Annotated in this window: 20 protein-coding genes; 13 read left to right on the top strand and 7 right to left on the bottom strand. The window is 65.7% G+C overall.

What is annotated here, in order from left to right; all coding sequences use genetic code 11:
• The first annotated feature begins 78 nt into the window (after nt 1–78).
• Genes I5E68_RS08450 through I5E68_RS08475 form a run of 6 tightly spaced genes read left to right on the top strand, consistent with a single transcriptional unit; the run spans nt 79 to nt 6,543 of the window.
• Entirely contained in the window at nt 79–1,119 is a 1,041-nt protein-coding gene (locus I5E68_RS08450; protein ID WP_197162883.1) for a Gfo/Idh/MocA family protein, read from the top strand.
• Between the two features lie 4 nt (nt 1,120–1,123).
• Nucleotides 1,124–2,167, top strand: coding sequence for an NAD-dependent epimerase/dehydratase family protein (locus I5E68_RS08455; RefSeq protein ID WP_197162885.1), 1,044 nt, complete (start codon nt 1,124–1,126; stop codon nt 2,165–2,167).
• A gap of 20 nt (nt 2,168–2,187) precedes the next feature.
• On the top strand, nt 2,188–3,318 hold the full coding sequence (locus I5E68_RS08460) for a DegT/DnrJ/EryC1/StrS family aminotransferase (RefSeq protein ID WP_197162887.1): 1,131 nt from the start codon (nt 2,188–2,190) through the stop codon (nt 3,316–3,318).
• Complete coding sequence (locus I5E68_RS08465) at nt 3,318–3,818, top strand: acyltransferase (RefSeq protein ID WP_197162889.1); 501 nt, start codon at nt 3,318–3,320, stop codon at nt 3,816–3,818. The genes I5E68_RS08460 and I5E68_RS08465 overlap by 1 nt, the downstream gene beginning before the upstream one ends.
• On the top strand, nt 3,815–4,963 hold the full coding sequence (locus I5E68_RS08470) for a DegT/DnrJ/EryC1/StrS family aminotransferase (RefSeq protein WP_197162891.1): 1,149 nt from the start codon (nt 3,815–3,817) through the stop codon (nt 4,961–4,963). The genes I5E68_RS08465 and I5E68_RS08470 overlap by 4 nt, the downstream gene beginning before the upstream one ends.
• Nucleotides 4,960–6,543 (top strand): glycosyltransferase family protein, encoded by a 1,584-nt coding sequence (locus I5E68_RS08475; RefSeq protein ID WP_197162893.1) that lies wholly within the window; start codon nt 4,960–4,962, stop codon nt 6,541–6,543. The genes I5E68_RS08470 and I5E68_RS08475 overlap by 4 nt, the downstream gene beginning before the upstream one ends.
• Before the next feature lie 33 nt (nt 6,544–6,576).
• Here I5E68_RS08475 and I5E68_RS08480 read toward each other — a convergent pair whose 3' ends face one another.
• From I5E68_RS08480 to I5E68_RS08495, 4 genes are all read right to left on the bottom strand, one after another.
• Entirely contained in the window at nt 6,577–7,908 is a 1,332-nt protein-coding gene (locus I5E68_RS08480; RefSeq protein ID WP_228726891.1) for a dicarboxylate/amino acid:cation symporter, read from the bottom strand.
• Complete coding sequence (locus I5E68_RS08485) at nt 7,905–9,212, bottom strand: dicarboxylate/amino acid:cation symporter (protein WP_197162895.1); 1,308 nt, start codon at nt 9,210–9,212, stop codon at nt 7,905–7,907. The genes I5E68_RS08480 and I5E68_RS08485 overlap by 4 nt, the downstream gene beginning before the upstream one ends.
• Before the next feature lie 138 nt (nt 9,213–9,350).
• Entirely contained in the window at nt 9,351–11,018 is a 1,668-nt protein-coding gene (locus I5E68_RS08490) for a sensor histidine kinase (protein ID WP_197162897.1), read from the bottom strand.
• A gap of 84 nt (nt 11,019–11,102) precedes the next feature.
• Nucleotides 11,103–11,768, bottom strand: a complete 666-nt coding sequence (locus I5E68_RS08495; protein WP_197162899.1) for a response regulator — start codon at nt 11,766–11,768, stop codon at nt 11,103–11,105.
• A 400-nt stretch (nt 11,769–12,168) separates the two neighbouring features.
• Between I5E68_RS08495 and I5E68_RS08500 the strand changes: the two genes are divergently transcribed.
• From I5E68_RS08500 to I5E68_RS08515, 4 genes are all read left to right on the top strand, one after another.
• Entirely contained in the window at nt 12,169–14,805 is a 2,637-nt protein-coding gene (locus I5E68_RS08500; RefSeq protein WP_197162901.1) for a TonB-dependent receptor plug domain-containing protein, read from the top strand.
• 129 nt (nt 14,806–14,934) lie between these two features.
• Complete coding sequence (locus I5E68_RS08505; protein ID WP_197162903.1) at nt 14,935–15,750, top strand: sulfite exporter TauE/SafE family protein; 816 nt, start codon at nt 14,935–14,937, stop codon at nt 15,748–15,750.
• 146 nt (nt 15,751–15,896) lie between these two features.
• Nucleotides 15,897–17,021, top strand: a complete 1,125-nt coding sequence (locus tag I5E68_RS08510) for a pyridoxal phosphate-dependent aminotransferase (RefSeq protein ID WP_228727111.1) — start codon at nt 15,897–15,899, stop codon at nt 17,019–17,021.
• A 324-nt stretch (nt 17,022–17,345) separates the two neighbouring features.
• The gene (locus I5E68_RS08515) at nt 17,346–18,119 is read left to right on the top strand and encodes an enoyl-CoA hydratase/isomerase family protein (protein WP_197162907.1); all 774 of its coding nucleotides are present in this window, start codon (nt 17,346–17,348) and stop codon (nt 18,117–18,119) included.
• Nucleotides 18,120–18,141: 22 nt separating this feature from the next.
• Here the strand turns inward: I5E68_RS08515 and I5E68_RS08520 are convergent, their stop codons facing one another.
• The gene (locus I5E68_RS08520) at nt 18,142–18,882 is read right to left on the bottom strand and encodes a DUF2238 domain-containing protein (protein WP_197162909.1); all 741 of its coding nucleotides are present in this window, start codon (nt 18,880–18,882) and stop codon (nt 18,142–18,144) included.
• A gap of 251 nt (nt 18,883–19,133) precedes the next feature.
• Between I5E68_RS08520 and I5E68_RS08525 the strand changes: the two genes are divergently transcribed.
• Nucleotides 19,134–20,297, top strand: coding sequence for an isovaleryl-CoA dehydrogenase (locus I5E68_RS08525; RefSeq protein ID WP_197162911.1), 1,164 nt, complete (start codon nt 19,134–19,136; stop codon nt 20,295–20,297).
• Nucleotides 20,298–20,315: 18 nt separating this feature from the next.
• Here I5E68_RS08525 and I5E68_RS08530 read toward each other — a convergent pair whose 3' ends face one another.
• Nucleotides 20,316–21,062: an SDR family oxidoreductase gene (locus I5E68_RS08530; RefSeq protein ID WP_197162912.1), complete on the bottom strand. Its 747-nt coding sequence runs from the start codon at nt 21,060–21,062 to the stop codon at nt 20,316–20,318.
• 106 nt (nt 21,063–21,168) lie between these two features.
• Between I5E68_RS08530 and I5E68_RS08535 the strand changes: the two genes are divergently transcribed.
• Nucleotides 21,169–21,570, top strand: coding sequence for a winged helix-turn-helix transcriptional regulator (locus tag I5E68_RS08535; protein WP_197162913.1), 402 nt, complete (start codon nt 21,169–21,171; stop codon nt 21,568–21,570).
• A gap of 41 nt (nt 21,571–21,611) precedes the next feature.
• Nucleotides 21,612–22,094 (top strand): GNAT family N-acetyltransferase, encoded by a 483-nt coding sequence (locus I5E68_RS08540; protein ID WP_197162914.1) that lies wholly within the window; start codon nt 21,612–21,614, stop codon nt 22,092–22,094.
• Here I5E68_RS08540 and I5E68_RS08545 read toward each other — a convergent pair.
• Entirely contained in the window at nt 22,091–22,978 is an 888-nt protein-coding gene (locus I5E68_RS08545; protein WP_197162915.1) for a LysR family transcriptional regulator, read from the bottom strand. The genes I5E68_RS08540 and I5E68_RS08545 overlap by 4 nt on opposite strands.
• Between the last annotated feature and the right edge of the window lie 26 nt (nt 22,979–23,004).

Genomic DNA, 23,004 nt, shown 5'->3' on the forward strand with positions numbered 1-23,004 from the left:
CCCTCGCGGCTGGACTGAGGGTTTACCACGGGCACAGGCTTGAGATGTTCTAAACGCTGTGCCCCTAGCGCTTGGTCCATGATCAGGATCGGCCTTTGCGGACTGGGGTACTGGGGCAAGAACCTCTTGCGCGCACTTTCGGCCAACGCCGGGATCGCGCTGGTTGCGCTGGCCGATGCCAAGCCGGAAGTGCGCGAAGGACTGGCAGCACGCGATCGCGACCTTCGCATTTACGAAGACGCGACGGACCTTATCGGCGATCCGGAGGTCGATGCCGTGGTGCTCGCCACGCCGGTTGCCTGCCATTTCGCGCAGGCCCGCGTGGCGCTGGAGCGCGGCAAGCATGTCATGGTCGAAAAGCCCCTATGTGCCAGCAGCGCCGAAGCCGACGAACTGGTTGCGCGTGCCGAACTGCACGGGCTCACGCTGATGGCGGACCATACCTTCCTGTTTCATCCCGCGGTCATCAAGCTGGGCGAACTGGTGCGTTCGGGCGCGTTGGGCCAGATCAGCTACTTCGATTCCCAGCGAGTTAATCTGGGCCTGTTCCAGCCCGACGTGAACGTGCTGTGGGACCTCGCTCCGCACGACCTCTCGATCCTCGACCATCTTTTCGCCTGCGAGCCGGTGCACATCGAGGCTTCCGGGCACTGCCACGTGAACCCGGGCTTTCCCGATATCGCCTATCTGACCTTTCACTATCCCGGCCCGATGGTCGCGCATCTCAACCTGAGCTGGATGTCTCCGGTCAAGGTGCGGCGCATCGCGGTCGGCGGCAGCGCGAGGATGGCGGTGTGGGACGATCTCAACCGCGACGAGCCGCTCAAGATCCACGACAGCGGCATCACCATCCATCCCCGGCAGGATCGTGAGATCATCCTGCCCAACTATCGCATCGGCTCGGTTACATCGCCGAGGCTTGGTGGAGACGAACCGCTGGCACTGGCGGTCGAGCATTTCCGGCAGGTCATTGCCGGCGAGGCTGCGCCGCGCAGCGACGGGCGGTTGGGGCGGCGCATCGTGCGTACGCTCGAACGGGCGCAGACCGCGCTCGATGAGAGTCTCGAACGCGCGCGCTCGGCTATGGCTTGTGCGGCACCCCGCACGGTCGCGGCATGAAGCGATGAAGGTTTCGCCAGCGCCCTCTCATCGCGCCGAAATCGTCGGCGGTAACGCGCTGGCGGGTAAGCGGGTGCTGGTGACGGGCGGTGCCGGATTTGTCGGTTCGCATATCGTCGACCAGCTGCTGACCCACAATGTCGCTGCTGTCACCGTGATCGACAACATGGTGCGCGGGCATCCGGGCAACCTCGCTTCGGCGCTCGCGACCGGGCGCGTCACGCTGGTCGAGGGGGACGTACGCGATGCCGGACTTGTCGAGGCGCGCGTGCGTGATGCCGACATCGTGTTCCACCAGGCCGCGCTGCGCATCACCCATTGCGCGGCCGAGCCGGCGCTTGCCTTCGAGGTCATGGGACGCGCGAGCTTCACGCTGTTCGAGGCCTGTGCAAGGCACCGTGTCGAGAAGGTGGTCGCAGCCTCTTCCGCCTCGATTTACGGGCTGGCGGGGCATTTTCCGATCCGCGAGGATGCCGCGCCTTATGCCGACCGGACGCTCTACGGCGGGCTCAAGCTGTTCAACGAGAGCATGTTGCGCGCCTTCAACGAGATGCACGGCCTGCCTTACGCGGCACTGCGCTATTTCAACGTCTACGGGCCGCGCATGGATATCCATGGCAAGTACACCGAGGTCCTGATCCGCTGGATGGAGCGGATCGCGCAGGGGCTGCCGCCGGTGATCTTTGGCGACGGTTCGCAGACCATGGACTTCATCGATGTGCGCGATGTCGCGCGCGCCAACCTCGCGGCTGTGCTCGCTCCTGTTTCCGACCGGGTCTACAATATCGCCAGCGGGAACGAGGTCTCGCTGCGCACACTCGCCGCAACTTTGCTTGCGATCATGGGGCGCGAGGATCTGGGCATCGAGACCCGCGAGGCGCGCGCGGTCAACCCGGTCGAGCGACGCCTCGCCGATGTGACCCGCGCTCACGAGGAACTCGACTTCCGCTCCGCGATCCCGCTCGAGCGCGGCCTGCGCGATCTTGTGGACTGGTGGCGTGCGCAAAGCGAACGCGAAGGCCATGCGCGCGAGGCCTGCGCGTCGTGATCCCGCTGGCGAAACCGTTCATGGGGTTACGCGAGGCCGAGGCTGTGGCGCAGGTCATCGCCTCGGGCTGGTTGACGCAAGGCCCGCAGGTTGCCGCCTTCGAGGACGAGTTTGCGCAGCGTGTCGGGGCGCCCCACGCCTGTGCCGTGTCCAGCTGTACCGCCGCGCTCCACTTGGCGCTGCTGGCTCTCGGCGTGGGGCCGGGCGACGAGGTAATCACTGTCAGCCACAGCTTCATCGCCAGCGCCAATGCCGTGCACATGTGCGGGGCCGAGCCGGTCTTCGCCGATATCGAGCAAACCGGTTTCAACCTCGATCCCGCAGCGATCGAGGCGCTGATCTCGCCACGCACGCGCGCGGTGCTGTGTGTCCACCAGCTCGGGATGCCTTGCGATCTCGCCGCTATCGCGGGCATCGCGCATAGGCACGGGCTACGGCTGGTCGAGGACGCGGCCTGCGCGGTGGGAAGCGAGGTCCGGCTGGAGGGGCAATGGCAGGCGATTGGCAGCCCGGTGGGCGATGTCGCCTGCTTCTCGTTCCACCCGCGCAAGATACTCACTACCGGCGAGGGCGGCATGATCACCAGCCGCGATCCGCAGCTCGACGCGCGCTGCCGTTCCTTGCGTCAACATGGCATGAGCCTTTCCGACCTTGCGCGGCATCGCGCCGACAAGGTGCTGGTGGAAACCTACCTCGAGACCGGGTTCAACTATCGCATGAGCGACCTGCAGGCCGCGGTAGGGCGGGTGCAACTGACCCGGCTCGAGGGTATTGTCGCCGAGCGCCGCGAACTGGCCGCGCGCTACCTGAACCTTCTCGCACAGGTTCCCGGACTGGAACTGCCGCAAGAGCCGGACTGGGCGCGCAGCAATTGGCAAAGCTTCACCATTGGCCTGCCCGAGGGGGGGGCGCGCGATCAGGTCATGCAGGCGATGCTCGAACACGGCGTGGCGACGCGCCCGGCGGTCATGGCCTGTCACCGCGAGCCGCCCTGGCGCGATGCCCGGCGCGGCAACCTCGCCCGGACCGAACATGTCGGCGACACGCATCTGATCGTGCCGCTGTTTTGCGGGATGACACGGGCCGAGCAGGACACGGTGGTCGCCGTTCTGGGCGATACGCTCGCCAAGACCTGCCGCAGGGCCGCCTGATGCCGATTGCCGAAGATGTCGAGCTGCACCGCGATGCGCGCGTCCATCATCCCGAGCTGGTCAACCTATACGGCTGCCGCATCGGTGCAGGTACGCGCATCGGCACCTTTGTCGAGATACAGCGGGGCGTAGAGATCGGTGCGAACTGCAAGATCCAGTCGCACAGCTTCGTGTGCACCGGGGTCACCATCGAGGATGCGGTCTTCGTCGGGCACGGGGTCATGTTCACCAACGACAGGGTCCCGGCGGCGACCAACTCGGATGGCCGCCTGCAAGCAGCAGGTGACTGGACCTGCCGCGAGACGCATGTTGGGCGCGGAGCCTCGATTGGCTCGGGTGCGACGATCCTGCCGGTCGTGATCGGCGAGGGCGCCTGCATTGCCGCCGGCTCGGTCGTGACCCGCAGCGTGGAGCCGTTTGCTCTCGTCGCCGGAGTACCGGCGCGCGTGATCGGGGACATGCGCGAGCGGCGCAGTGCTGGCGAGGGAGGCGGGCCATGACCCGTATCCCAGACCCGTGCGTGCCCTTCGTCGATCTTGCGCCGCAATGGGCGCAGGTGCGCGCGCGTGTCCTGCCCGAGCTCGAAACCCTGTTCGAGGCGAGCGCCTTTTCGCTCGGTCCCTGGGTCGCCGAGCTGGAGGATGCGCTCGCCGGCTATCTCGGCGTGCGTCATGCTATCGCGGTGAGCAGCGGTAGCGCTGCGTTGCATCTCGCGGTGGTCGCCGCCGGGATCGGACCGGGCGATCGGGTGCTTGTACCCGCGCACAGCTTCATCGGGACGATCTGGGGCCTGCTCTATCAAGGGGCAGTGCCGGTGTTCTGCGACGTCGAGGACGCAACCGGGACGATCGACTTCGCCGATGCGGCACGGCGGCTGGCCGCGTGCGAGCAGCAAGGCCTGCGCGTGCGGGCCATCGTGCCAGTGCACCTCTATGGCCAGGCCGTCGACATCGCCGCCTTGCTCGATTTCGCCATGGCACACGGCCTCGAGGTGATCGAGGATGCGGCGCAGGCGATCGGAGCGCGCTGGCAAGGGCGCGCGCTGGGCAGTTTCGGGGCGATGGGCTGCTTCAGCTTCTATCCCGCAAAGAATCTCGGCGCAGCGGGTGAGGGGGGGCTCGTCGTCACCGACGACATGGCGATGGCCGCACGGCTGCGTGCGCTGCGCGATCACGGCCAGCGCGAGCGCTACGTTCACGAGGAGGTTGGCTACAACTACCGCATGGACGCGATTCAGGCGCTGGTCCTGTCGGCCAAGCTCGAGCATCTCGACGACTGGACCGAGCAGCGGCGCGCACTTGCCGCGCGCTACAATGCCCTGCTGGCTGACACGCCGCTGCGTCTGCCCTGCACGGTCCACGGCAGCCACGTCCACCACCTCTACGTCGTGCGAGCCAGTGCGCGCGATGCGCTGCGCAGCCATCTCCAACGCCATGGGGTACAGACCGGCCTGCACTACCCTGTGCCGCTCTATCGCCAGCCGTGCCTTGCCGGCATCGTGCCGGCTGCGGACGAAGGCTTTGCGAGGAGCGAGGACTGGGCGTGCAACGGCCTCTCGCTGCCCCTTTTTGCAGGCATGAGCGAAGGCCAGCAGGACCGTGTCATTGCCGCCATCCACGGCTTCTTCGCGGGGAAGGGGCGATGAGCGCAGGGCCTGCGCGAAAGAAGGTGCTGTGCGTGCGCGGACACGCCAATCCGGATTGCGCACGAGAGCTGCATGGCGTGGTCGACGAGTGGCTCGACGCGCTGGCCTTGCACGGCGACGTCGAGGTGATCGAGGGGGACTTCGACATGGCCGTGGCGATGGAGCGGGTGCGGCCCGATTTCGTCCTGTTCGATGCCTTGCACTGGGGGCGCAGCCATCCCCCGCGCATCACCAGCAGCGAAGCATTTCCTCAGGTCCCGCGCGCACTCTTGCTCAACAGCGATCCGCACGATCCGATGCGCCCGCTAACCATGGACATGGTCAGCGCCTACGGCATCGAGACGATCTTCTGCACGGGCAGCGAAGACCTCGAGCAGATGAAGGAACTGCGGCGTTTCAACTGCTTCGTTCTGCCCAAGTTCGTCGATGCCACGGTATTTCGCGAGTATTGCGAGCCGCGCGTGATCCCTTTCATGATCGCCAGCGCACACCTGTTTCCCGGCTTCTATCCTTGGCGGGCCAAGCTGACCGAAGAGATCCAGCACCTTGTGCCAACGCTGCTCTACACGCACCCCGGCTATGTCCGCAGCGAACCCGCGCCGTTTGCCATTCATGGCGAGGCCTATGCGCGCATGCTTTCGCGCAGCTGGTTCTGCGCGGCGGACACCACGCGGCTCGACTACGTCGTGCGCAAGCATCTCGAGATACCCGCCTGTGGCGCGGTGCTGGTATCGCCTCCCTCGCGCGCGCTGGCCGACTACGGCTTCGTCGATGGCGAGAACTGCCTGCTCGGCGAGGCGGGCCCGGCGCTCTACGAGCGGGTCCTGGCCACGGCGCGCGACCCGCAGCGCTACGAGGAGATACGAAGCAAGGGCCATGCTCTCGTCCATGCGCGCTATACGCGCTGCAACTGGAAGCAGATTTTCGACTGGCACGCTTGCCACAGCGCACTCGGTCCCGGTGAAGTGGTCGAGCAGGACGGCATATTCGGTGCATTTCGAGCGGCTGCCGCAAGCGGGCAGGGCCTTCGCATTGCGGGGTACATGGTCCGTGACAACCCCATGGCACAGCGCCTGCGCGCCGCACGCGAAGCGCTGCTAAGCGGCGGCGACCTCGCTGCTGCTACGCGCGATCTCACCGAGGTGATGGGCTGGGTCGGCCATGTCGGTGAGCCGTGGTTCCTGATGGGGGCGATCTCGCTCGCGCTGGGCGAGCGCGAGGGCGCGCGCGAATGGCTGGTGCGGCGCGCCCGGCTACAGGGCAGCCGCGACGCGGCGCTCGGCCTGCTCGATCCTTGCGAGATCGGCTGGCTGCTCCTGCTTGCTTTCCTGACCGCCGACGATGACCTGCTCGGGCGAATGCTGGAGGCTGCCAACGGGGCGCCCCATGTCTGCATTCGCCGCGTGCTCTGGCTGATCGAGGGCGCGCGAGTGCTGGCCGACATCGCCGAGGCAGGGCTGGAGGGGCCGCGCGCCGGCGACGTGCTGTCGATCCACTGGTTGGGTGACGAGGATTTCGATGCCTGGTTCGGTCTCGTCCAGCGCCTGCTCGCCCGGCTTTGCGCGCAGGCGGACAGCTGAAAGCCTACCGGTCAGGCGCGCGGGCGGGGGCGTTCACGCCTCGGCGAGGCTTGCCGCTTCTCCGAGGGTCGCGATGACTTCGTCCGAGGCCGGGTCTGTCGTTTGAAGGGTGCCGCTTGCCTGTTCGATCCGGCCGATCGACGCGGTGGCGACGGCATTGCCGAGCACGTTGGTCGCGGTGCGCCCCATATCCATGAACTGGTCGATCGCGAGGACGAAGGCGACCCCCTCGACCGGCAGCCCGAACTGGCTCAGCGTGGCCGCGACGACGACCAGACTGGCGCGCGGCACCCCGGCGATGCCCTTGCTGGTGACCATCAGGGTGAGCAGCATGGTGATCTGGGTGGCGAGGGGGACCTCGATACCGTAGGCTTGGCAGATGAACAGCGTGGTGAAAGTCGCCGACATCATCGAACCGTCGAGGTTGAAGCTGTAGCCCAGCGGCAGGACGAAGCTGTAGACCCTTCGCGGCACGCCGAAGCTTTCCAGCCGCTCCATCAGCTTGGGCAGCGCGGCTTCGGAGGAAGCCGTGGTGAAGGCGATGGCCAATGGCTCTCGCACGGCGGTGAGAAGCGCGCCGAGCGAACGGCCAAGGATCTTGAAACCGGCCGCGAGGATCAGCGCCCACAGCAGCGCCAGGGCGAGGTAATACTCGACGAGCAGCTGCGCGAAGGTGACGAGAATGCCGACGCCGTGCTCGATCAGCGCGCTCGACAAGGCGCTGTAGACCGCGATCGGCGCGAGCGTCATGACATAGCCGGTGACCTTGAGCATGAGCGCGACCATCGCTTCGGTGAGGACGACGATCGGGCGCCCCTTTTCTCCGATGGCACACAGGCCGAAGCCGATGAACAGCGAGAACACGACGATCTGCAGGATCTCGTTTTCGGCCATGGCCTGGGTCATCGAGACCGGGAACACGTGAAGCACGAAGCTGCGCAAATCGAGCGCCTGCGGGTCGATGCCGCTGGCAGCGCCGCCGGCCTGCAGGCCAAGGCCCGTGCCCGGCTCGAACAGGTTGACCATGACCATCCCGATCGAGAGCGAGATCAGGCTCGCGGTCAGGAACCAGATCATCGCGCGCAGGCCGATACGGCCAAGGCCTGTGCTGTCGCCAGCATGCGAGATGCCGTAGACCAGCGTGGAGAACACCAGCGGTGCGACGATCATCTTGATCAGGTGAAGGAAGACGTCGGCAGGCAAGTGCAGGTACCCGGCAACGCGCGCTGCCTGTGCCTGCTCGAGGCCCATGCCATTGCGCAGGAACAGGCCGGTGGCGATGGCCAGCACGATGGCGATCAGTACCTGCCGGGTGACGCGGGCGCTGCGGCCGTCTTTCATCGTGGCTTCGATCGTACCGCTCATTGGGACGTGGCTCCGGGTGATGTGGCAGGAAGTGCGGCGACGGGTTCGCGGCTGATGGCGACCGCGATGGCAAGATCGCCGACGACGTTGACGAGGGTGCGGGCCATGTCGAGCAGGCGGTCCACGCCGATGACGAGGCCGATTCCTTCGGGGGGCAGCCCGGCGAGCGCGAGGACGGTGGCGACCATCGGCAATGCGCCGCCAGGTACGCCGACCGTCACCATGCCGGCCAGCGTGGCGACCGTGAAGACGAGGGCCTGCCGGTCGAGCGCGGTGTCCATGCCGAAGAACTGGCCGATGAACAGCACGGTGACGACGATGTAGATCGTGGTGCCACTCTGGTTGGCAACGGTGCCGATGCCGAGCAATGGACGGGCGATGCGGCCGGGCAGCTTGAGATCGCTCTCCGCGACCTTGAGCGCGGTTGGCAGGGTCGCGTTCGAGGATGAGGTGGAGAAGGCGATCAGTGCCGCCTCGTGTACCGAATGCAGGAATACCGCGGGACTGACGTCGGCGCGCATCCACACGACGATCATGAAGGTGACCATGACCTGCAGCACGAGCGCTGCGGTGACGACGCCGATGTAGGCACCGAGATAGAGGATCAGGTGCCAGCCGAACATCACGGTCATGTCGAACATGAAGCAGGCGACCGCCAGCGGGGCGAAGCGCATGACCGTCGAGAGCACCTTCATGCCCACCGCGAAGACCCGGTCGCACCGCCGTACGAGGCCTTGCCCCTTCTGCCGCCGCAATGTCGGCAAGGCCCATGCTATCGCGCTCGAGAGCACGACGAGGATCACGATGATCCCGTTGGGGCTCCACGGACTGGGGATCAAAGGCGACATCGAGCTGGGCAGGTGCGCGACCTGCATCGTCAGCAGGCGCTGGCCGATCTCGGGAGGGATACCGTCACCGGGGCGGAACAGGTTGGTCATCGACATGGCGATGAGGGCTGCCGCGGCCGAGACCGCGAACATGTAGGCCAGCGTCGTCGCCAGCAGGCCGGGCATCGTGTTGGAGCCGCGAAGCCGCGCGACGCCGCTGACCACCGAACTGAACAGCAAGGGTGCGATCAGCAGGAACAGCGATCCCAGGAACAGCTGCTCGATCGGACGCACGAACCACACCAGGAACGTCTCCAGATGCGTGCTGCCCGGATAGAGAACCTTGACCGCCAGTCCGGCGGAAATGCCCGAGACCATGCCGCCTGCGAGCAGTATCTGCGAGCGCAGGCCGGGACGCTGCGATCCGGCGGGTAGCATCGAGGCAGAGGCGGGGGTGGGAATCTCGGCGTGCCGCATGGGCCAATCGTGATCCTGTCGGTTCGAGGTGGTCGTCAAAGAGCGCGAGGCCCTGTGGTGCGGGCAGTCCGCCCGGCGCTCGGCTGATGCGCGCGCTGGCGAAACTGGGGTCGAGACGATCTTGCGCGATCCAGTCTGTCAGCAAGCTGTCGTCTGGCGCGGTCTGACGAAATTTGCGCAGCTGTCCGCATCGGGTCTTGAAGCCTGCTCCACGGTCTCGACGCGTGGGTACCGGGTATTCGTAATGTCGCCGGGGAAATCGTCGTCGATCTCGGGGAAGTCGCTAGCGGTATCGCCGTCGGAGGGGAGCGTCCGTGCAAAGACGACCACTGCGCGCAGTCCACGTCCCTCGCGTCCGTCCTCGAGGCTGATCGTTGCGCCGATGCGCTCTCCCAGCGCGCGCACGATCGGCAGGCCCAGTCCGCTGCCCGACGGACCGCCGGGCAGGGGTGCGCGGTAGAAGCGCTCCCAGACCTTTTCCCGGTCGGCACGCCCGATACCGGGACCATCGTCCTCGACCTCGATCACCGGGTGACCGCCGCGTTCCAGCACGCGGACCGTGACCGCGCCGTCCTCGCGGTTGTAGCGGATCGCGTTGTCGAGCAGGTTGCTCACGATCTCGGCGGCGAGCATCGCATTGCCGAGGGCGGGGAGAGTGGCGGCAGCACTCTCGAAACCGACATCCATGCGCGCAGCATCGGGATGGGTGACCCGGGTAGCCACCGCATCGGCAGCAATCGCCACGAGATCGATCTGGACATGGGCGCGATCGTCTCCGGCCTGCTCGTCCATGCGGGCGAGCGCAATGAGCTGGGTGAGCAGGCGATCGAGCGATTCGACGGCGGCGAGGATGTCGAAAAGGGCGGTGTCGCCCTGACGGGTGCCCGGGCCGTAGCGCGCCAGTACGTCGGCGTGGACGCGCATGATCGCGAGGGGGGTGCGCAACTGGTGCGAGGCATTGGCGGTGAACTGGCGCAGCGAATCGATGGCGCGCTCGGTCCTCGCCATGAGGTCGTTGAAGGCCTGGCCCAGCATCCGCGCCTCGAGCGGATCCTCCTCGGCGAGGGCCACGCGCACGTTGCTGCCGGGGTGGCGCCGGGCGGCTTCGATCTGTGCGGTGAGCGAGGCGAAGGGGCCAAGTCCCCAGGTGATCGCGCCATAGAACAGCAGCAGGGCGATCATCGCCACCAGCACGCCCGCACCGCCTACGCGCAAGTAGTAGGTGAGCTCGTAGGCCTCGCGATCGTCGAGGAAGTCGGCGGCCTGGACGACGATGGTCTCGTCCCTGTCGGACAAGTACCGGATCTCGGTGGCAATGCGGACCGGGCGACCTCCGAGCACGCCGTCGTGCAGGTAGGTCGGCTGGATCAGGCCGCTGACCGCCTCGTCCGAGGAATAGCCGTCGATCAGCGCCGGAACACGGTAGCCGCGCGGAAAGCTGGCAGGCTCGTGCAGCGGCTTGGCGTCGGCCCCGCGGTCAGGGGCCGGTTTGCGCCTGTAGTCCTCAGGGGGGCGAAGGTCAGGGTTCCCGGCAAGCAGCTTCTCGCCCTGATAGACGCTGTAGACCGGTCTTTCCGTGATTCGCCCGCGCAGCAGGTCCAGTGCCATCGGCACCAAGCCCGTGCGCCCTCCATCGTCGATGACGATAGCCCGGCTCAGGGTCGTGGCCGAGCCGACGAGGATGCGGTCGGCCGTGGTCGAGAAGGTGCGATGGATCATCCAGCAGGTGATCCCGCCGAAGGTCAGCGCCAGCGCGAGCAGCGGCATCATCACCGCCGCGGTGAGGCGGGCTCGCATCGATTTCATCGGGACCGGTTCCCGCCGTGACGAAGCGCGGTCATCCTCGCGTCATCGCGCCGGTGATGCGCCGGGCATTCGGCGGGCAGGGCGTCAATTGCCCTCCAGCATGTAGCCGAGGCCGCGGATGGTGCGGATCGAGGGGCTGGCATCGCCAAGCTTGCGGCGCAGACGGCCGACGTAGACATCCAGAGCGTTGGGAGCGACCGCGTCGGAGAAGTTGAAGACCTCGGCGGTCAGGCATTCGCGCGTCACGACTTTGCCAGGGCGGCCCATCAGGGTCTCGAGGACGGCGAGCTCGCGGCGGCGCAGTTCGACGATCGACTGGTTGATCGCGACGGTGCGGGTCGAGCGGTCGAGGCTGAGCGGGCCGACACGCAGTACCGGGTCGGGCGTACCCAGTCCGCGGCGCACGAGCGCGCGGGCGCGCGACTGAAGCTCGCGTGGGTGAAACGGCTTGGTGAGATAGTCGTCTGCGCCGCGATCGAGGCCCTCGATCCGGTCGTTCACGGCGTGACGCGCGGTGAGGATCAGGATCGGCGTCTGCACTTCCTTGCGGCGCAGCGTGGAGAGCACCTCGAGGCCGTCCATGTCGGGCAGGCCGAGGTCGAGGACGATCAGGTTGTAAGGCTCGCACAGGGCGACCTCGATCGCTTCCTCGCCGCTCGACACGCGATCGAGCGCGAAGCCCGCCGAAGCCATGGAACCTTCCATGCCGCGCGCGAGGCTGCAGTCATCTTCTACGATCAGCACACGCATCAACTCACTCCCCGTAACGAGTTGAGGCATCCGCTCCCTGCATGAGATCGCCGCCTGCCCCCCTCAGGGCATTTGGCTGTTGCGACCGATTTATTATCGATTCGCGAGTGTTGGGCAAGAACCTGTCATCAATCTGTCGCCGGGCGCCAGTTTCTTTTTGGAAAGGTGCCGGCAGTGACAGCTTGATGACAGGTCGCCGCACCTAGCCTCCATGACACGACGAAGGTCCGGACGGGTTTCGCCAGAGCCGCGACAGGGTTTGCTCCAAGCATAGCGGTCGGCGTGCCCGGGCTTTGGTCGTCAAATGCAAAAGTATGAAAAACATACTCATTTCATGAGGGAATTGCCCGGGAGGGGTTGTTCAGAGGAGCTGTAATCCATCCGAAGGGGGCTTGATAAAATGAAGTTCAGGGATTCTACATCGCTCGCTGCCATCAAGATCGCACTCGGCGCGGCATCCATGTTCGGTGTCGCCTCGCCCGCGCTTGCACAGTCCGCTGGCGCACCGGCAACCTCTGCCGATGCCATCGCCGAGGCGGCTGAATCGATCGTCGTGCTGGGTACGCGCCGTACCGACCGCTCGATCACCGATTCTGCTTCGCCGGTCGACGTCATCGGCGCCGAGGAACTCGCCAGCCAGCCTGCCGGCGACATGCTCGACGTTCTTCGCAACATCGTGCCCAGCTTCAACGTCGGGCAGAACACCATCGCCGACGCCTCGACCTTCGTGCGCGCCCCCTCGATCCGCGGTCTTCCGGGCGACATGACCCTGGTCATGATCAACGGCAAGCGCCTCAATCGTTCGGCGCTGGTGCAGGTGGCCCCTTCGGACACCAACGCGCTTTCCCAAGGTGCCGACCTTTCGGTTCTGCCCTCGATCGCCTTCGGCAACCTCCAGATCCTGCGCGAGGGCGCGACCGCGCAATATGGCTCGGACGCGATTGCCGGTGTTATCAATTACACCCTGCGCGAGGACGAAGGCTTCGAGCTCACGGGCCGTTACGGGCAGTTCTACGATGGCGGCGGCGACGGCAAGAGCCGCCAGATCGCTGGCTATGCCGGCTTCAACATCGGTGAGCGCGGTTTCATCGGCGTTGCCGGCGAATGGAACAAGGACGACGGCACCATCCGTAACGAGACCCGCCCCAGCGCGGTGATCTTCGCGGACACCTACCCCGATCTCGCAGACCAGCTGCCCAACTATCCGGGGCCGGTCCAGATCTACGGCAACTCCCCGGCGAAGGGCTGGAAGGCGACTTTCAACGCCCACTACGACATTACTGACACCAGCCAGATCTACGCCTTCGGCAACTTCGCCCACGAGCGCAAGGTCCAGAGCTTCAACTATCGCCCGCCCTATACCTTCCCGGCCGAGACGACGACCGGCGAGATCCGCAACCAGAGCCGCAACAGCTCATTCGGCCATCCGATCTACCTGACATCGTGCCCGACCGGAAATGCGACCTGCCCGAGCGGCGGCTACGTCCTCGACGACAACACCTTCTCGTTCACCGATCTCTACCCCGCAGGCTTCACCCCGATGTTCGTCGGCGTGAAGGACCAGGCCTACGGCGTGGTCGGCTGGAAGGGTGACCTGAGCGACGATTTCACCTTCAACATCTCGGCCTCGACCGCCAAGAACCAGCTCGAGCTCTCGATGTTCAACTCGCTCAACGCGAGCTATGGCCCCGACAGCCAGACCGATTTCTATTTCGGCAAGCTGATCCAGGAGGAGTTCGACTACAACGCCGACTTCACCTATGCGCTCGATGCCGGACTCGCGAGCCCGATCACGATCGCGTTCGGCGCCGAATACCGCCGCGAGGTCTACACCGCGACCGAGGGCGACGAGCAGAGCTACGGCCTCGGGCCCTACACCTCCCAGGATCTCTACGTTGAGACCGCACCGGGTGTCTTCGCCTACGATTCGACCGTGTCGATGTCGCCGGGCGCGAGTGGCTACGGTGGCACCAGCCCCGATGCGGCAGGCAGCTACTCGCAGAACGCATATGCCGGTTACCTCAGCGTCGAGGCTGACGTTACCGACGCGCTCACGCTAGGCGCAGCGGGCCGCTACGAGCACTACAATACCTTCGGCAGTGCGACCGTGGGCAAGATCAACGCCTTGTGGCGCGTGACCCCGAGCCTCTCGGTACGCGGTACCGTGGGTACCGGCTTCCACGCTCCGTCGCCGGGCCAGGACAACGTCCAGATCCTGACCACTTCGTTCACCAACGGCCTCCAGGTCCAGACGGGTACCTATCCGACCTCGAGCGCGATCTCGCAGTATTTCGGCGCGACCCCGCTCAAGCCGGAGAAGTCGACCAACTACGGTCTCGGCTTCGTGTTCACCCCGGTCTCGGGCTTCACGCTTACGGTCGATGGCTACATCATCGAGCTGCGTGACCGTATCGGTGTCTCGCAGACCTACTCGGTCACTGCCGAGGACATCGCACTGCAGCCCGCGCTGCTCGCGGTGGGCGAGGGCGGCGACGTCCAGTACCCGACCAGCGGCTACGACTCGCGTACCAGCGGCGTCGACGTCGTGGGTACCTACAAGACCGGTCTCGGGGCAGGCCTGCTTAACCTGACGCTCGCCTACAACTACAACAAGACCAAGGTCACCGATTACGACACCGACGTGATCGGCGAAAACCAGAAGATCGACATCGAGCGGCTCAACCCGCAGCACCGTGCGACCTTCTCCGCAGGCTACAATTTCGGCGACTTCGCGCTGATGGCGCGCGAGAACTTCTACTCGTCCTTCAAGAACCAGCAGCAGTTCCCGGGCCAGACCTTCGGTTCGGAATTCACCACCGACATCGAGGCCAGCTACACCTTCGACGAGCGCTTCACCCTCGCGGTCGGCGCGACCAACGTCTTCAACAACTATCCCGACAAGATCGAGGCTTCGGCACAGAACCCGATCTACGTCCTTACCAACAGCCTCTCGAACGGCCTGGTCTACCCCTCGAGCGGTGGCCCCTTCGGCATCAACGGTGGCTTCTGGTACGCCAGGGTTGGCGTGAAGTTCTGATCCTACGGCAACTCGGGCGCCTCTGTCAGTCTACGGGAGGGGCGCCCGTTTTTTCGCAAATCATCAAAATTGTGCAGACGTCATAAAATTGAAGTCCGATCTAGTGGAGTAATGATAGTGTTCGAGTCGATGGATTGGCTTATTCCCGTAATCGGACTGCTGGCGGCGGGGCTCGCTGCGGGTTTCGCCGGCGGTGTCTTCGGCATCGGCGGCGGCTTCGTTGTCGTTCCGGCGCTGCTGATCATGCTCCCGCTGCTCGGCGGCGATCATGCGCAGTATGCCCACGTCGCGATCGGTACTTCGGCAGCCACCATCATCATTACTTCGATCCGCTCCGTATTGAGCCACAATAAGCGCGGATCGGTCGATTTCGAGGTGCTCAAGAGCTGGGCACCCTGGATCGTCATCGGCGACGTGCTGGGCGTGATGCTCGCCAACTTCGTCGACGGCACCTTCCTCAAGCTGGTCTTCGCCACGGGCGTCCTGCTCATGTCTATGATCTTCTTGCTCCCGCACCTCTCGCGGCTGGTGCTCTCAGATCACATGCCCGGCGGTATCGTCCGGGTCGGCATTTCGGGCGGGCTTGGCGTTTTCTCCTCGCTGCTCGGCATCGGTGGCGGCACGATCGCGATCATGGTGATGACCATGTGCGGGCGCACCATCCACAAGGCGGTGGGCACGGCCTCGGGTGTCGGCACGCTGATCGCGGTGCCCAGTGCCATCGGCTTCGCCATCATCGGCCTGAAGGAGCAGGGGCTGCCCTGGGGCTCGGTCGGCTTCGTCAACCTGCCCGCGGTCCTTGCCATTTCCTCGATGTCGCTGATCACCGCGCCGCTCGGCGTGGCAGCGGCCCACTCGCTCGAACCAAAGACGCTCAAGCGCACCTTCGGTGTCTACCTCATCTTCGTCGCGCTGATCATGTACCGCAGCGCGGTCAAGGTGTGATGCCCGGCCACGCGAATTTCCCCTCGCCACGACATCACCTCCCAGAGAATTATCAGGAGTTGCATCCCATGTCCGACCTCGTCACCGAAACTCTCGCAGCCCCCGTGGGCACCGATGCCAACCAGGACGCGTTCAATGCCGATCTCATGCGCCGTGGCTATTCGCGCCGCTCGCTGGGCAAGATCGCGGCGCTGCTGAGCGGCACCGTCGCCGTTGCCGGCGCAGCTTCGCCCGCTTTCGCACAGCAGTCGGCCAAGGCCGTAGCAGGCGCCGTGCGGATCGGTTCGAACGAGTGCTGGACCGGGCCGCTGCCCGCCGGTGCGCAGGCGGCGATGAAGATCGTTTCCGAAGGCAACCGCTACGAGCCGGACGACGAGCACGCCAAGCTCTTCGCCGCGGTCTCCGAGGTCGAGGGCGTACCGGTCGAGCGTATCCTCGCATGGCCGGGCTCGAGCGACCCGCTCGCGCGCGTCCCCGTCACTTTTGCCTCGCCCACCCGCGGCATCGTCACCGCCGACCCGACCTACGAATCGATCTGGCGCACCGGCGACTACATCGGCGCCAAGGTGACCAAGGTTCCACTGACCGCCGACTACCGCCACGACGTCAAGGCAATGCTCGCCGCCGATCCCAATGCCGGGCTCTACTACATCTGCTCGCCCAACAACCCGACCGGCACGATCACCCCGATCGCGGATATCGAGTGGCTGGCCGTGAACAAGCCCAAGGACGCGGTGCTGCTGATCGACGAGGCCTACATCCACTGGTCCGAGACGCCGCGCGCGGCGAAGCTTGCGGTGGAACGCGACGACGTTCTGGTCATGCGTACCTTCTCCAAGCTGTTCGGCATGGCCGGCATGCGCCTCGGGCTGACCTTCGCGGCGCCTTCGCTTCACGAGAAGATGATGCGCTACGATGGCGGCCAGGTGACCAACATGCTGCCGATGACCGCGGTCGCCTGCGGCACGGCCTCGGTCCCGCTCGCAAGCGAGATCAAGGCTCGCGCCGACGAGATGATCGCCGCGCGCGACTATGCCACCGCCCATGTCGAAAAGCGCGGCCTCAAGGTCATCCCGGGCAGCCACGCGAACATGTTCATGGTCGAGTGGAAGGACAAGACGCCCAAGCAAATGATGGCAGCCTTCCTCGATCAGGGCGTGCAGATCGGCCGCGGCTGGAGTGCCTATCCCCAGGCATCGCGCATTACCGTTGGCTCGATGGAGGAGATGCAGAAGTTCTGCCTCGCCCTCGACAAGATCCTCATGGCCTGACCGGCCGGGGGCTCATGACGCGCAGGCTGGCGTTCCCTCGTTTCTCTCCTTCGGCGAGGGGACTGTTCCGGCCCGGATAGCAACTGGGCCCGCAGCGCTCGCTACTGCGGGCAGCTGTTCTGGAAAGGGACCCGTAGGCTTCATGCCTTCGGGTCCTTTTTCGCAACTGATGAAAGCATCGGGTGCCTCGCCGATTGTCCGAAGAGCGGATGTCCTTGATGGCAAGCCGCTGAAATCGGTGCTCCGAGCCTGTCCTGCCATGTCCGGCTGTGGCATAGTGACCGCAGGCGGTGCGAGGCAATTCAAGGCAGGAGCAATGGGCGCATGACGATTTCGGTTAGTCTCGAGAGCGACGGGCCGCTGGCGAGGATCACGTTTTCGAAGCCGCCGCACAACTTCGCCTGCCCCGACCTCCTGCGTCAGATCGCCGACGCCGTTTACAAGGTCGACAACGATCCCAGGCTGCGGTGCACCTTGCTCAGCTCGCAGGGACGTTCGTTCTGCGCCGGTGCCGATCTGGCCGGTGACGAGAAGATCGCAGGTTCCGGGGGCATGGCCACGATCGCGCAGCTCTACGGCCAGGCCGAACGCCTGTTCCGCAGGCGCAAGCCGATGGTCGCGGCGGTGCAGGGCGCGGCGGTCGGGGCCGGGCTTGGGCTCGCACTCACCGCCGATTTTCGTATCGGCGATGCGACGACGCGGCTTGCGGCCAATTTCACCCGTCTCGGCTTTCATCCCGGCTTCGCGCTGACTTACACCTTGCCCCGCCTGCTAGGAGAGCAACGAGCCAGCTGGATGATGATGTCCTCGCAGCGGATCAAGCCCGAACAGGCGCTCGACTGGGGGCTGCTCGACCGGCTCGCCGATGATGGCGACCTCGAAGAGGCCGCGCGGACCATGGCCCACGAGATCGCCGACAATGCGCCGCTGGCGCTGCTCGCTGTGCGCCGCACGCTGACCGACGGCATGGCCAAGGCGGCTGCGGCAGCGATGCGGCGCGAACATGCCGAGCAGGCAGCGCTGCGCACCACTGCCGACTATGCCGAGGGTGTGGCATCGGTATTCGAGCGGCGTCCGGCGAACTTTACCGGCAGCTGAGAGCGGGCCGGCCCAGGGCAGGTCAGCTTCGGTCGCTTGCGGTCTGGCTCCCGAAGAAGCGCGGATAGCGCGCGACGAAGCGCTGCAGCCAGTCGCGCCGACCCTCGCGTCTTGCGCTGAGCATGTAGGACAGCCCGACGAGGCTGGCGATCAGCGCGCCGGTGGTGTCGACGATGAGGTCCCACATCGTGTCGGTCAGGCCCGAAGGGTCGCCCAGCATTTCCTTTTGCATGTTCATGCCGAAAAGCTGGTCCATCGAGAACTCGAAAATCTCCCAGATAGCACCCAGTCCGACACTGAAGAAGAACGCAAAGAACGCGAGGAACAGCGGGCGCATGTGCAGGCTGACGGTCTCGGATTCGTTGAGCAGGTAGAGCACGAGGAAACCCAGCAGCCCCAGCAGCACGCCCGAACTGGTGTGCAGAACCAGATCCCACCACCAGAACTTCTCGTAGAAGTCGCCGACTTCGCCGAGGAACAGCGTGGCGAAGATGAAGGCCACGGTGAAGATCTGGATCTCGACCGGGATATTGGCGACGAGATGGCGCTGGAAGCTGATCGGCAGCGCGATGACGGCCATCAGTCCCGCAACGAGAAATACGTGCGGCCACTGCCTGGAAATCACGAGAGTGACGAGCTCGGCCGCCATCACCACGAGAAAGCCATAGGTCACCAGCACCTGTATGCGGGGCGGGGCATGCAGGGGCTCTTCGCTCTGCGCTTCGTTGTCCGGCTGGTGCGGGGCGATCTGCTGGTCCTTCATCGCGCTCGATCCTGTCACGGCTGGGGGGCGATTGCGACCCCGTTGGAAAAGGACGCGCGTTCGGGCCACGTTCGCAAGCGGGCGCTTGACGGCGGCGCACGCGTGCCTGATGTGCGCGGGCATTGGCGCGGCTTCCTCGTGAAACCGGCGCCCGGGCGGCGGGTTCCGCATGCCTGACGAGAACAACAAGGCCCATGAAGGCTTTAATGGATGAGAGGGGCCCGCAACGACGGGCCGTGAAAGGATTGCAGATGAAGGCTACCCCCGATTTCGACTTCGCGCTTGGCGAGAGCGCGCAGATGATCCGCGAGACGGTCGCGCGCTTCGCTGACGAGCGCATCGCGCCGCTTGCCGCCCGCGTCGATGCAGAGGACTGGTTCCCGCGCGAACTGTGGAGCGAGATGGGCGAACTGGGCCTGCACGGCATCACCGTCGAGGAGGAACAGGGCGGCATCGGCCTCGGCTATCTAGAGCACGTCATCGCGGTCGAAGAAGTGAGCCGCGCCTCGGCCTCGGTCGGACTTTCCTATGGCGCGCATTCGAACCTGTGCGTGAACCAGATCCGCCGCTGGGGCAGCGATGCCCAGAAGGCGAAGTACCTGCCGGGCCTGATCTCGGGCGAGCATGTCGGCAGCCTTGCCATGTCCGAGACGGGCGCAGGTTCCGACGTGGTGGGCATGAAGCTGCGCGCCGACGCAGTGGAGGGCGGCTATCGCCTCAACGGCACCAAGTTCTGGATCACCAATGCCAGCGAGGCCGATACGCTGGTGGTCTATGCCAAGACCGACGCTTCCGCTGGCAGCAAGGGCATCACCGCATTCATCGTCGAGAAGGACATGCCCGGCTTCTCGATCGGCCAGAAGATCGACAAGATGGGCATGCGTGGCTCGCCGACCTGCGAGCTGGTCTTCGACGACTGCTTCGTGCCGGAGGAAAACGTCATGGGCCCGCTGGGCGGCGGCGTGAAGGTGCTGATGAGCGGCCTCGACTATGAGCGCGTGGTGCTTGCGGGGCTCCAGCTGGGCATCATGCAGGCCTGCCTCGACACGGTCATTCCCTATGTGCGTGAGCGCAAGCAGTTCGGCACCGCGATCGGCACCTTCCAGCTGATGCAGGCCAAGGTCGCGGACATGTATGTCGCGCTCCAGTCGGCGCGCGCCTACGTCTACGCCGTGGCGCGCGCCTGCGATGCAGGCCAGACGACCCGTTTCGACGCAGCCGGCGCGATCCTGCTCGCAAGCGAGAGCGCCTTTCGCGTCGCGGGCGAGGCGGTCCAGGCGCTGGGCGGCGCGGGCTATACCAAGGACTGGCCGGTCGAGCGCTACCTGCGCGATGCCAAGCTGCTCGACATCGGCGCAGGAACCAACGAGATCCGCCGCATGCTGATCGGGCGCGAGCTCATCGGGGCGGGCTGACCGCTCCGCCCCCGAGCGTCACCCGTTGAGTATGGCGAAGCGCTTGGCGAATTCGCCTTGCGCCTCGGCGTGGCGCAGGAAGCCCACGCGCTCGACGAGGATCTCGTCGGGCACTTCGGGCGCGGTCATGATTGCGGTTACTTCGGCGATGAAGTCTTCAAGGGGAAGGGCGCTCTCGCGCTGCGACTGGCCCGGGGTCAGCTCGGTCGCGACTTCGGGCGGGGCCAGTTCGTGGACTGCCACCGAAGTCTCGCGCAGCTGGTGGCGCAGCGTCTGGCTGAGCGAATGGATCGCGGCCTTGCTCGCCGAATAGGTCGGCGTACGTACCAGTGGGAGGAAGGCGAGCCCCGAGGATACTGTGACGAGAGCCGCCTCGGGCCGTGCGCGCAGGTGCGGCAGGAAGGCTGCGGCGAGATGGATCGGCGCGGTGAGGTTGGTCGCGATGATGCGGTCGGCAACTTCGGTCGACACCGTATCGGCGGCGTAGTTCTCGGGTTCCATGATCCCGGCATTGAGGATTACCGCGTCGAGATCGGGATGATCGGCGAGCACGCGGCCGGGAAAGGCGGCCAGGTCTGCGGGATCGGTCACGTCGAGCCTGTAGCCGTGCATGCCCGGGTTTGCTTCCAGTGTCTCGCCTAGAGTCGTCTCGTTGCGACCGGTCACGATCAACGTGTTGGCGTGGCCGGCGAGCGCCTCGGCCAATGCGCGGCCGATACCCGAGTTGCCGCCGGTGATGAGGATCTTGCGATGGGTGAACTGCATGGGGGGATGCTCCTGGTTTCGTGTCGTCAGGAGATGCTCTCCATGCTACCTTTGCGAAAGTAGGCACCTAAAAGAATTATACTTACCTAAAAGAGAGCATGTTGAAATGACGGCACAATCCATGCGTGATCATCTCCAGTCCCTGCCCGAAACCGACCCCGAGCTCGACCGGCTCGTCACCGAGATCATCGGCCGCGTCGCCGACAAGTGGACAATGTTGCTGATCGAGGTGCTCACCGAAAAGGGTACCTGCCGCTTCGGTGAACTCGGCCGTGAATGCGTGGGGATCAGCCAGAAGATGCTGACCCAGACCCTGCGCGCGATGGAGCGCGACGGGCTCGTGACCCGCAAGATCTATCCGGTCGTTCCGCCCAAGGTCGAATATGCATTGACCGAGATGGGGCTCGGACTGAGCGAGGCCTTCTGCGGGGTCTGGCTCTGGGCCGAACGCAATCGCGCTGCCATCGAGCAGGCCCGCTCCGACTATGCCGCAAGGGAGGAAGCCTAACGGCATGGCGCCGGGGCACTGAAGCGGCTAGCAGCCCCGTCATGCTGATCCGCCGAGCCACCCCGCGCGATGCCGCCGCGATTGCCGCCATCATCCTGCCCGTCATTGAGGCGGGCGAGACTTACGCGCTCGACCCGCAGATGGGCGAGGCGGGGGCGCTCGGCTACTGGTTGGGGGAGGACCGGCAGACCTTCGTCGCCGAAGCGGGGGGCGAGGTTCTCGGAACCTATTACCTGCGCACCAACCAGCCCGGCGGCGGCGCGCACGTGTGCAATTGCGGCTACATGGTGCGACCCGCGGTAGCGGGCAGGGGCATTGCGCGCGCGATGTGCGAGCACTCGCTTGAAGAGGCTCGCGCGCAAGGCTACCGCGCGATGCAGTTCAACTTCGTGGTGAGCACCAATCTGCGCGCCATTGCCTTGTGGGAGCGGCTGGGTTTCAGCGTGGTGGGCCGGCTTCCCGGCGCCTTCGAACAGCCCGGGATCGGCTTGGTCGATGCCCTCGTCATGTACCGCAGCCTTTAGCTGAGCGGTGCGCCGGCAAGGCGCGGCTGGAGTTCGGCGCGCAGCCTCTCGACCAATGTCGAGATCTTGGGAGAGTGATGCTTGGGGCGCGGATAGACCGCCCAGATCGGCTCGTCCTCGGGGCATTCGCTCGCCAGCACTTCGCGCAGGCTTCCGTCCTGAAGGTGCGGCGCGGCGTAGAAGCGCGGCAACTGGCACAGGCCCATGCCTTCGAGCGCGGCCTCGAGGACCATGATCCCGCTGTTGGCCTTCCAGCGACCCTCGGGCCGGAAGGTCTCGCCCCGCGCAAACTGCCACAGGCTGCTCGAGCCCACCAGACAGGCATGGCCCTTGAGATCGGCGATGCGCTGCGGTGTGCCGTGCCCTTCGAGATAGGCGGGCGCGGCCACGGTGACCATCGCGCGCGAGGCGACGCGGGTCGCGACGAGACGCGAATCCTCGAGGTGGCCGGTCCGGATTGCCAGATCGTAGCCGTCGCGGATGAGGTCGACGACGTCGTTGTCGAGGTCGCAGGTCACCGAGATCTCGGGGTAGTCCAGCGCATAGCCGCGCAGGATCGGACCGATGAACTGCTCGCCCAGCGTGTAGGAACAGGTGATGCGCAAGTGCCCGCGCGGGCTGGCGCTTGCGCTCATCGCGGCGATGGCATCGTCGCGCTCGGCGATCAGGCGCGCACCGGTCTCGAGGAAGTGTCGCCCGGCTTCGGTCAGGCTGAGCGAGCGGGTGGTGCGGTGGAACAGCTGGTTGCCCAGCCGCGCTTCGAGCCTGCCCACCGCGCGGCTCATGTGCGTGACCGATGCGCCGAAGCTGCGCGCCCCCGCGGTGAAGCTGCCCGCACGCGCCACGCTCACGAATTCCTCGATGCCGTCCCAGGCGCCTGCCATGAATTCCCTGTCGTCGTCATTATCCC

Origin of the sequence: Novosphingobium aureum (assembly GCF_015865035.1) — a bacterium.
GTDB lineage: Bacteria > Pseudomonadota > Alphaproteobacteria > Sphingomonadales > Sphingomonadaceae > Novosphingobium > Novosphingobium aureum.

Excerpts from the sequence above, each read along its gene's own strand:
- I5E68_RS08450 (WP_197162883.1), top strand. The coding sequence starts at position 79 with ATGATCAGGATCGGCCTTTGCGGACTGGGGTACTGGGGCAAGAACCTC.
- I5E68_RS08455 (WP_197162885.1), top strand. The coding sequence starts at position 1,124 with ATGAAGGTTTCGCCAGCGCCCTCTCATCGCGCCGAAATCGTCGGCGGT.
- I5E68_RS08460 (WP_197162887.1), top strand. The coding sequence starts at position 2,188 with ATGGGGTTACGCGAGGCCGAGGCTGTGGCGCAGGTCATCGCCTCGGGC.
- I5E68_RS08465 (WP_197162889.1), top strand. The coding sequence starts at position 3,318 with ATGCCGATTGCCGAAGATGTCGAGCTGCACCGCGATGCGCGCGTCCAT.
- I5E68_RS08470 (WP_197162891.1), top strand. The coding sequence starts at position 3,815 with ATGACCCGTATCCCAGACCCGTGCGTGCCCTTCGTCGATCTTGCGCCG.
- I5E68_RS08475 (WP_197162893.1), top strand. The coding sequence starts at position 4,960 with ATGAGCGCAGGGCCTGCGCGAAAGAAGGTGCTGTGCGTGCGCGGACAC.
- I5E68_RS08480 (WP_228726891.1), bottom strand. The coding sequence starts at position 7,908 with ATGAGCGGTACGATCGAAGCCACGATGAAAGACGGCCGCAGCGCCCGC.
- I5E68_RS08485 (WP_197162895.1), bottom strand. The coding sequence starts at position 9,212 with ATGCGGCACGCCGAGATTCCCACCCCCGCCTCTGCCTCGATGCTACCC.
- I5E68_RS08490 (WP_197162897.1), bottom strand. The coding sequence starts at position 11,018 with ATGAAATCGATGCGAGCCCGCCTCACCGCGGCGGTGATGATGCCGCTG.
- I5E68_RS08495 (WP_197162899.1), bottom strand. The coding sequence starts at position 11,768 with ATGCGTGTGCTGATCGTAGAAGATGACTGCAGCCTCGCGCGCGGCATG.
- I5E68_RS08500 (WP_197162901.1), top strand. The coding sequence starts at position 12,169 with ATGAAGTTCAGGGATTCTACATCGCTCGCTGCCATCAAGATCGCACTC.
- I5E68_RS08505 (WP_197162903.1), top strand. The coding sequence starts at position 14,935 with ATGGATTGGCTTATTCCCGTAATCGGACTGCTGGCGGCGGGGCTCGCT.
- I5E68_RS08510 (WP_228727111.1), top strand. The coding sequence starts at position 15,897 with ATGCGCCGTGGCTATTCGCGCCGCTCGCTGGGCAAGATCGCGGCGCTG.
- I5E68_RS08515 (WP_197162907.1), top strand. The coding sequence starts at position 17,346 with ATGACGATTTCGGTTAGTCTCGAGAGCGACGGGCCGCTGGCGAGGATC.
- I5E68_RS08520 (WP_197162909.1), bottom strand. The coding sequence starts at position 18,882 with ATGAAGGACCAGCAGATCGCCCCGCACCAGCCGGACAACGAAGCGCAG.
- I5E68_RS08525 (WP_197162911.1), top strand. The coding sequence starts at position 19,134 with ATGAAGGCTACCCCCGATTTCGACTTCGCGCTTGGCGAGAGCGCGCAG.
- I5E68_RS08530 (WP_197162912.1), bottom strand. The coding sequence starts at position 21,062 with ATGCAGTTCACCCATCGCAAGATCCTCATCACCGGCGGCAACTCGGGT.
- I5E68_RS08535 (WP_197162913.1), top strand. The coding sequence starts at position 21,169 with ATGACGGCACAATCCATGCGTGATCATCTCCAGTCCCTGCCCGAAACC.
- I5E68_RS08540 (WP_197162914.1), top strand. The coding sequence starts at position 21,612 with ATGCTGATCCGCCGAGCCACCCCGCGCGATGCCGCCGCGATTGCCGCC.
- I5E68_RS08545 (WP_197162915.1), bottom strand. The coding sequence starts at position 22,978 with ATGGCAGGCGCCTGGGACGGCATCGAGGAATTCGTGAGCGTGGCGCGT.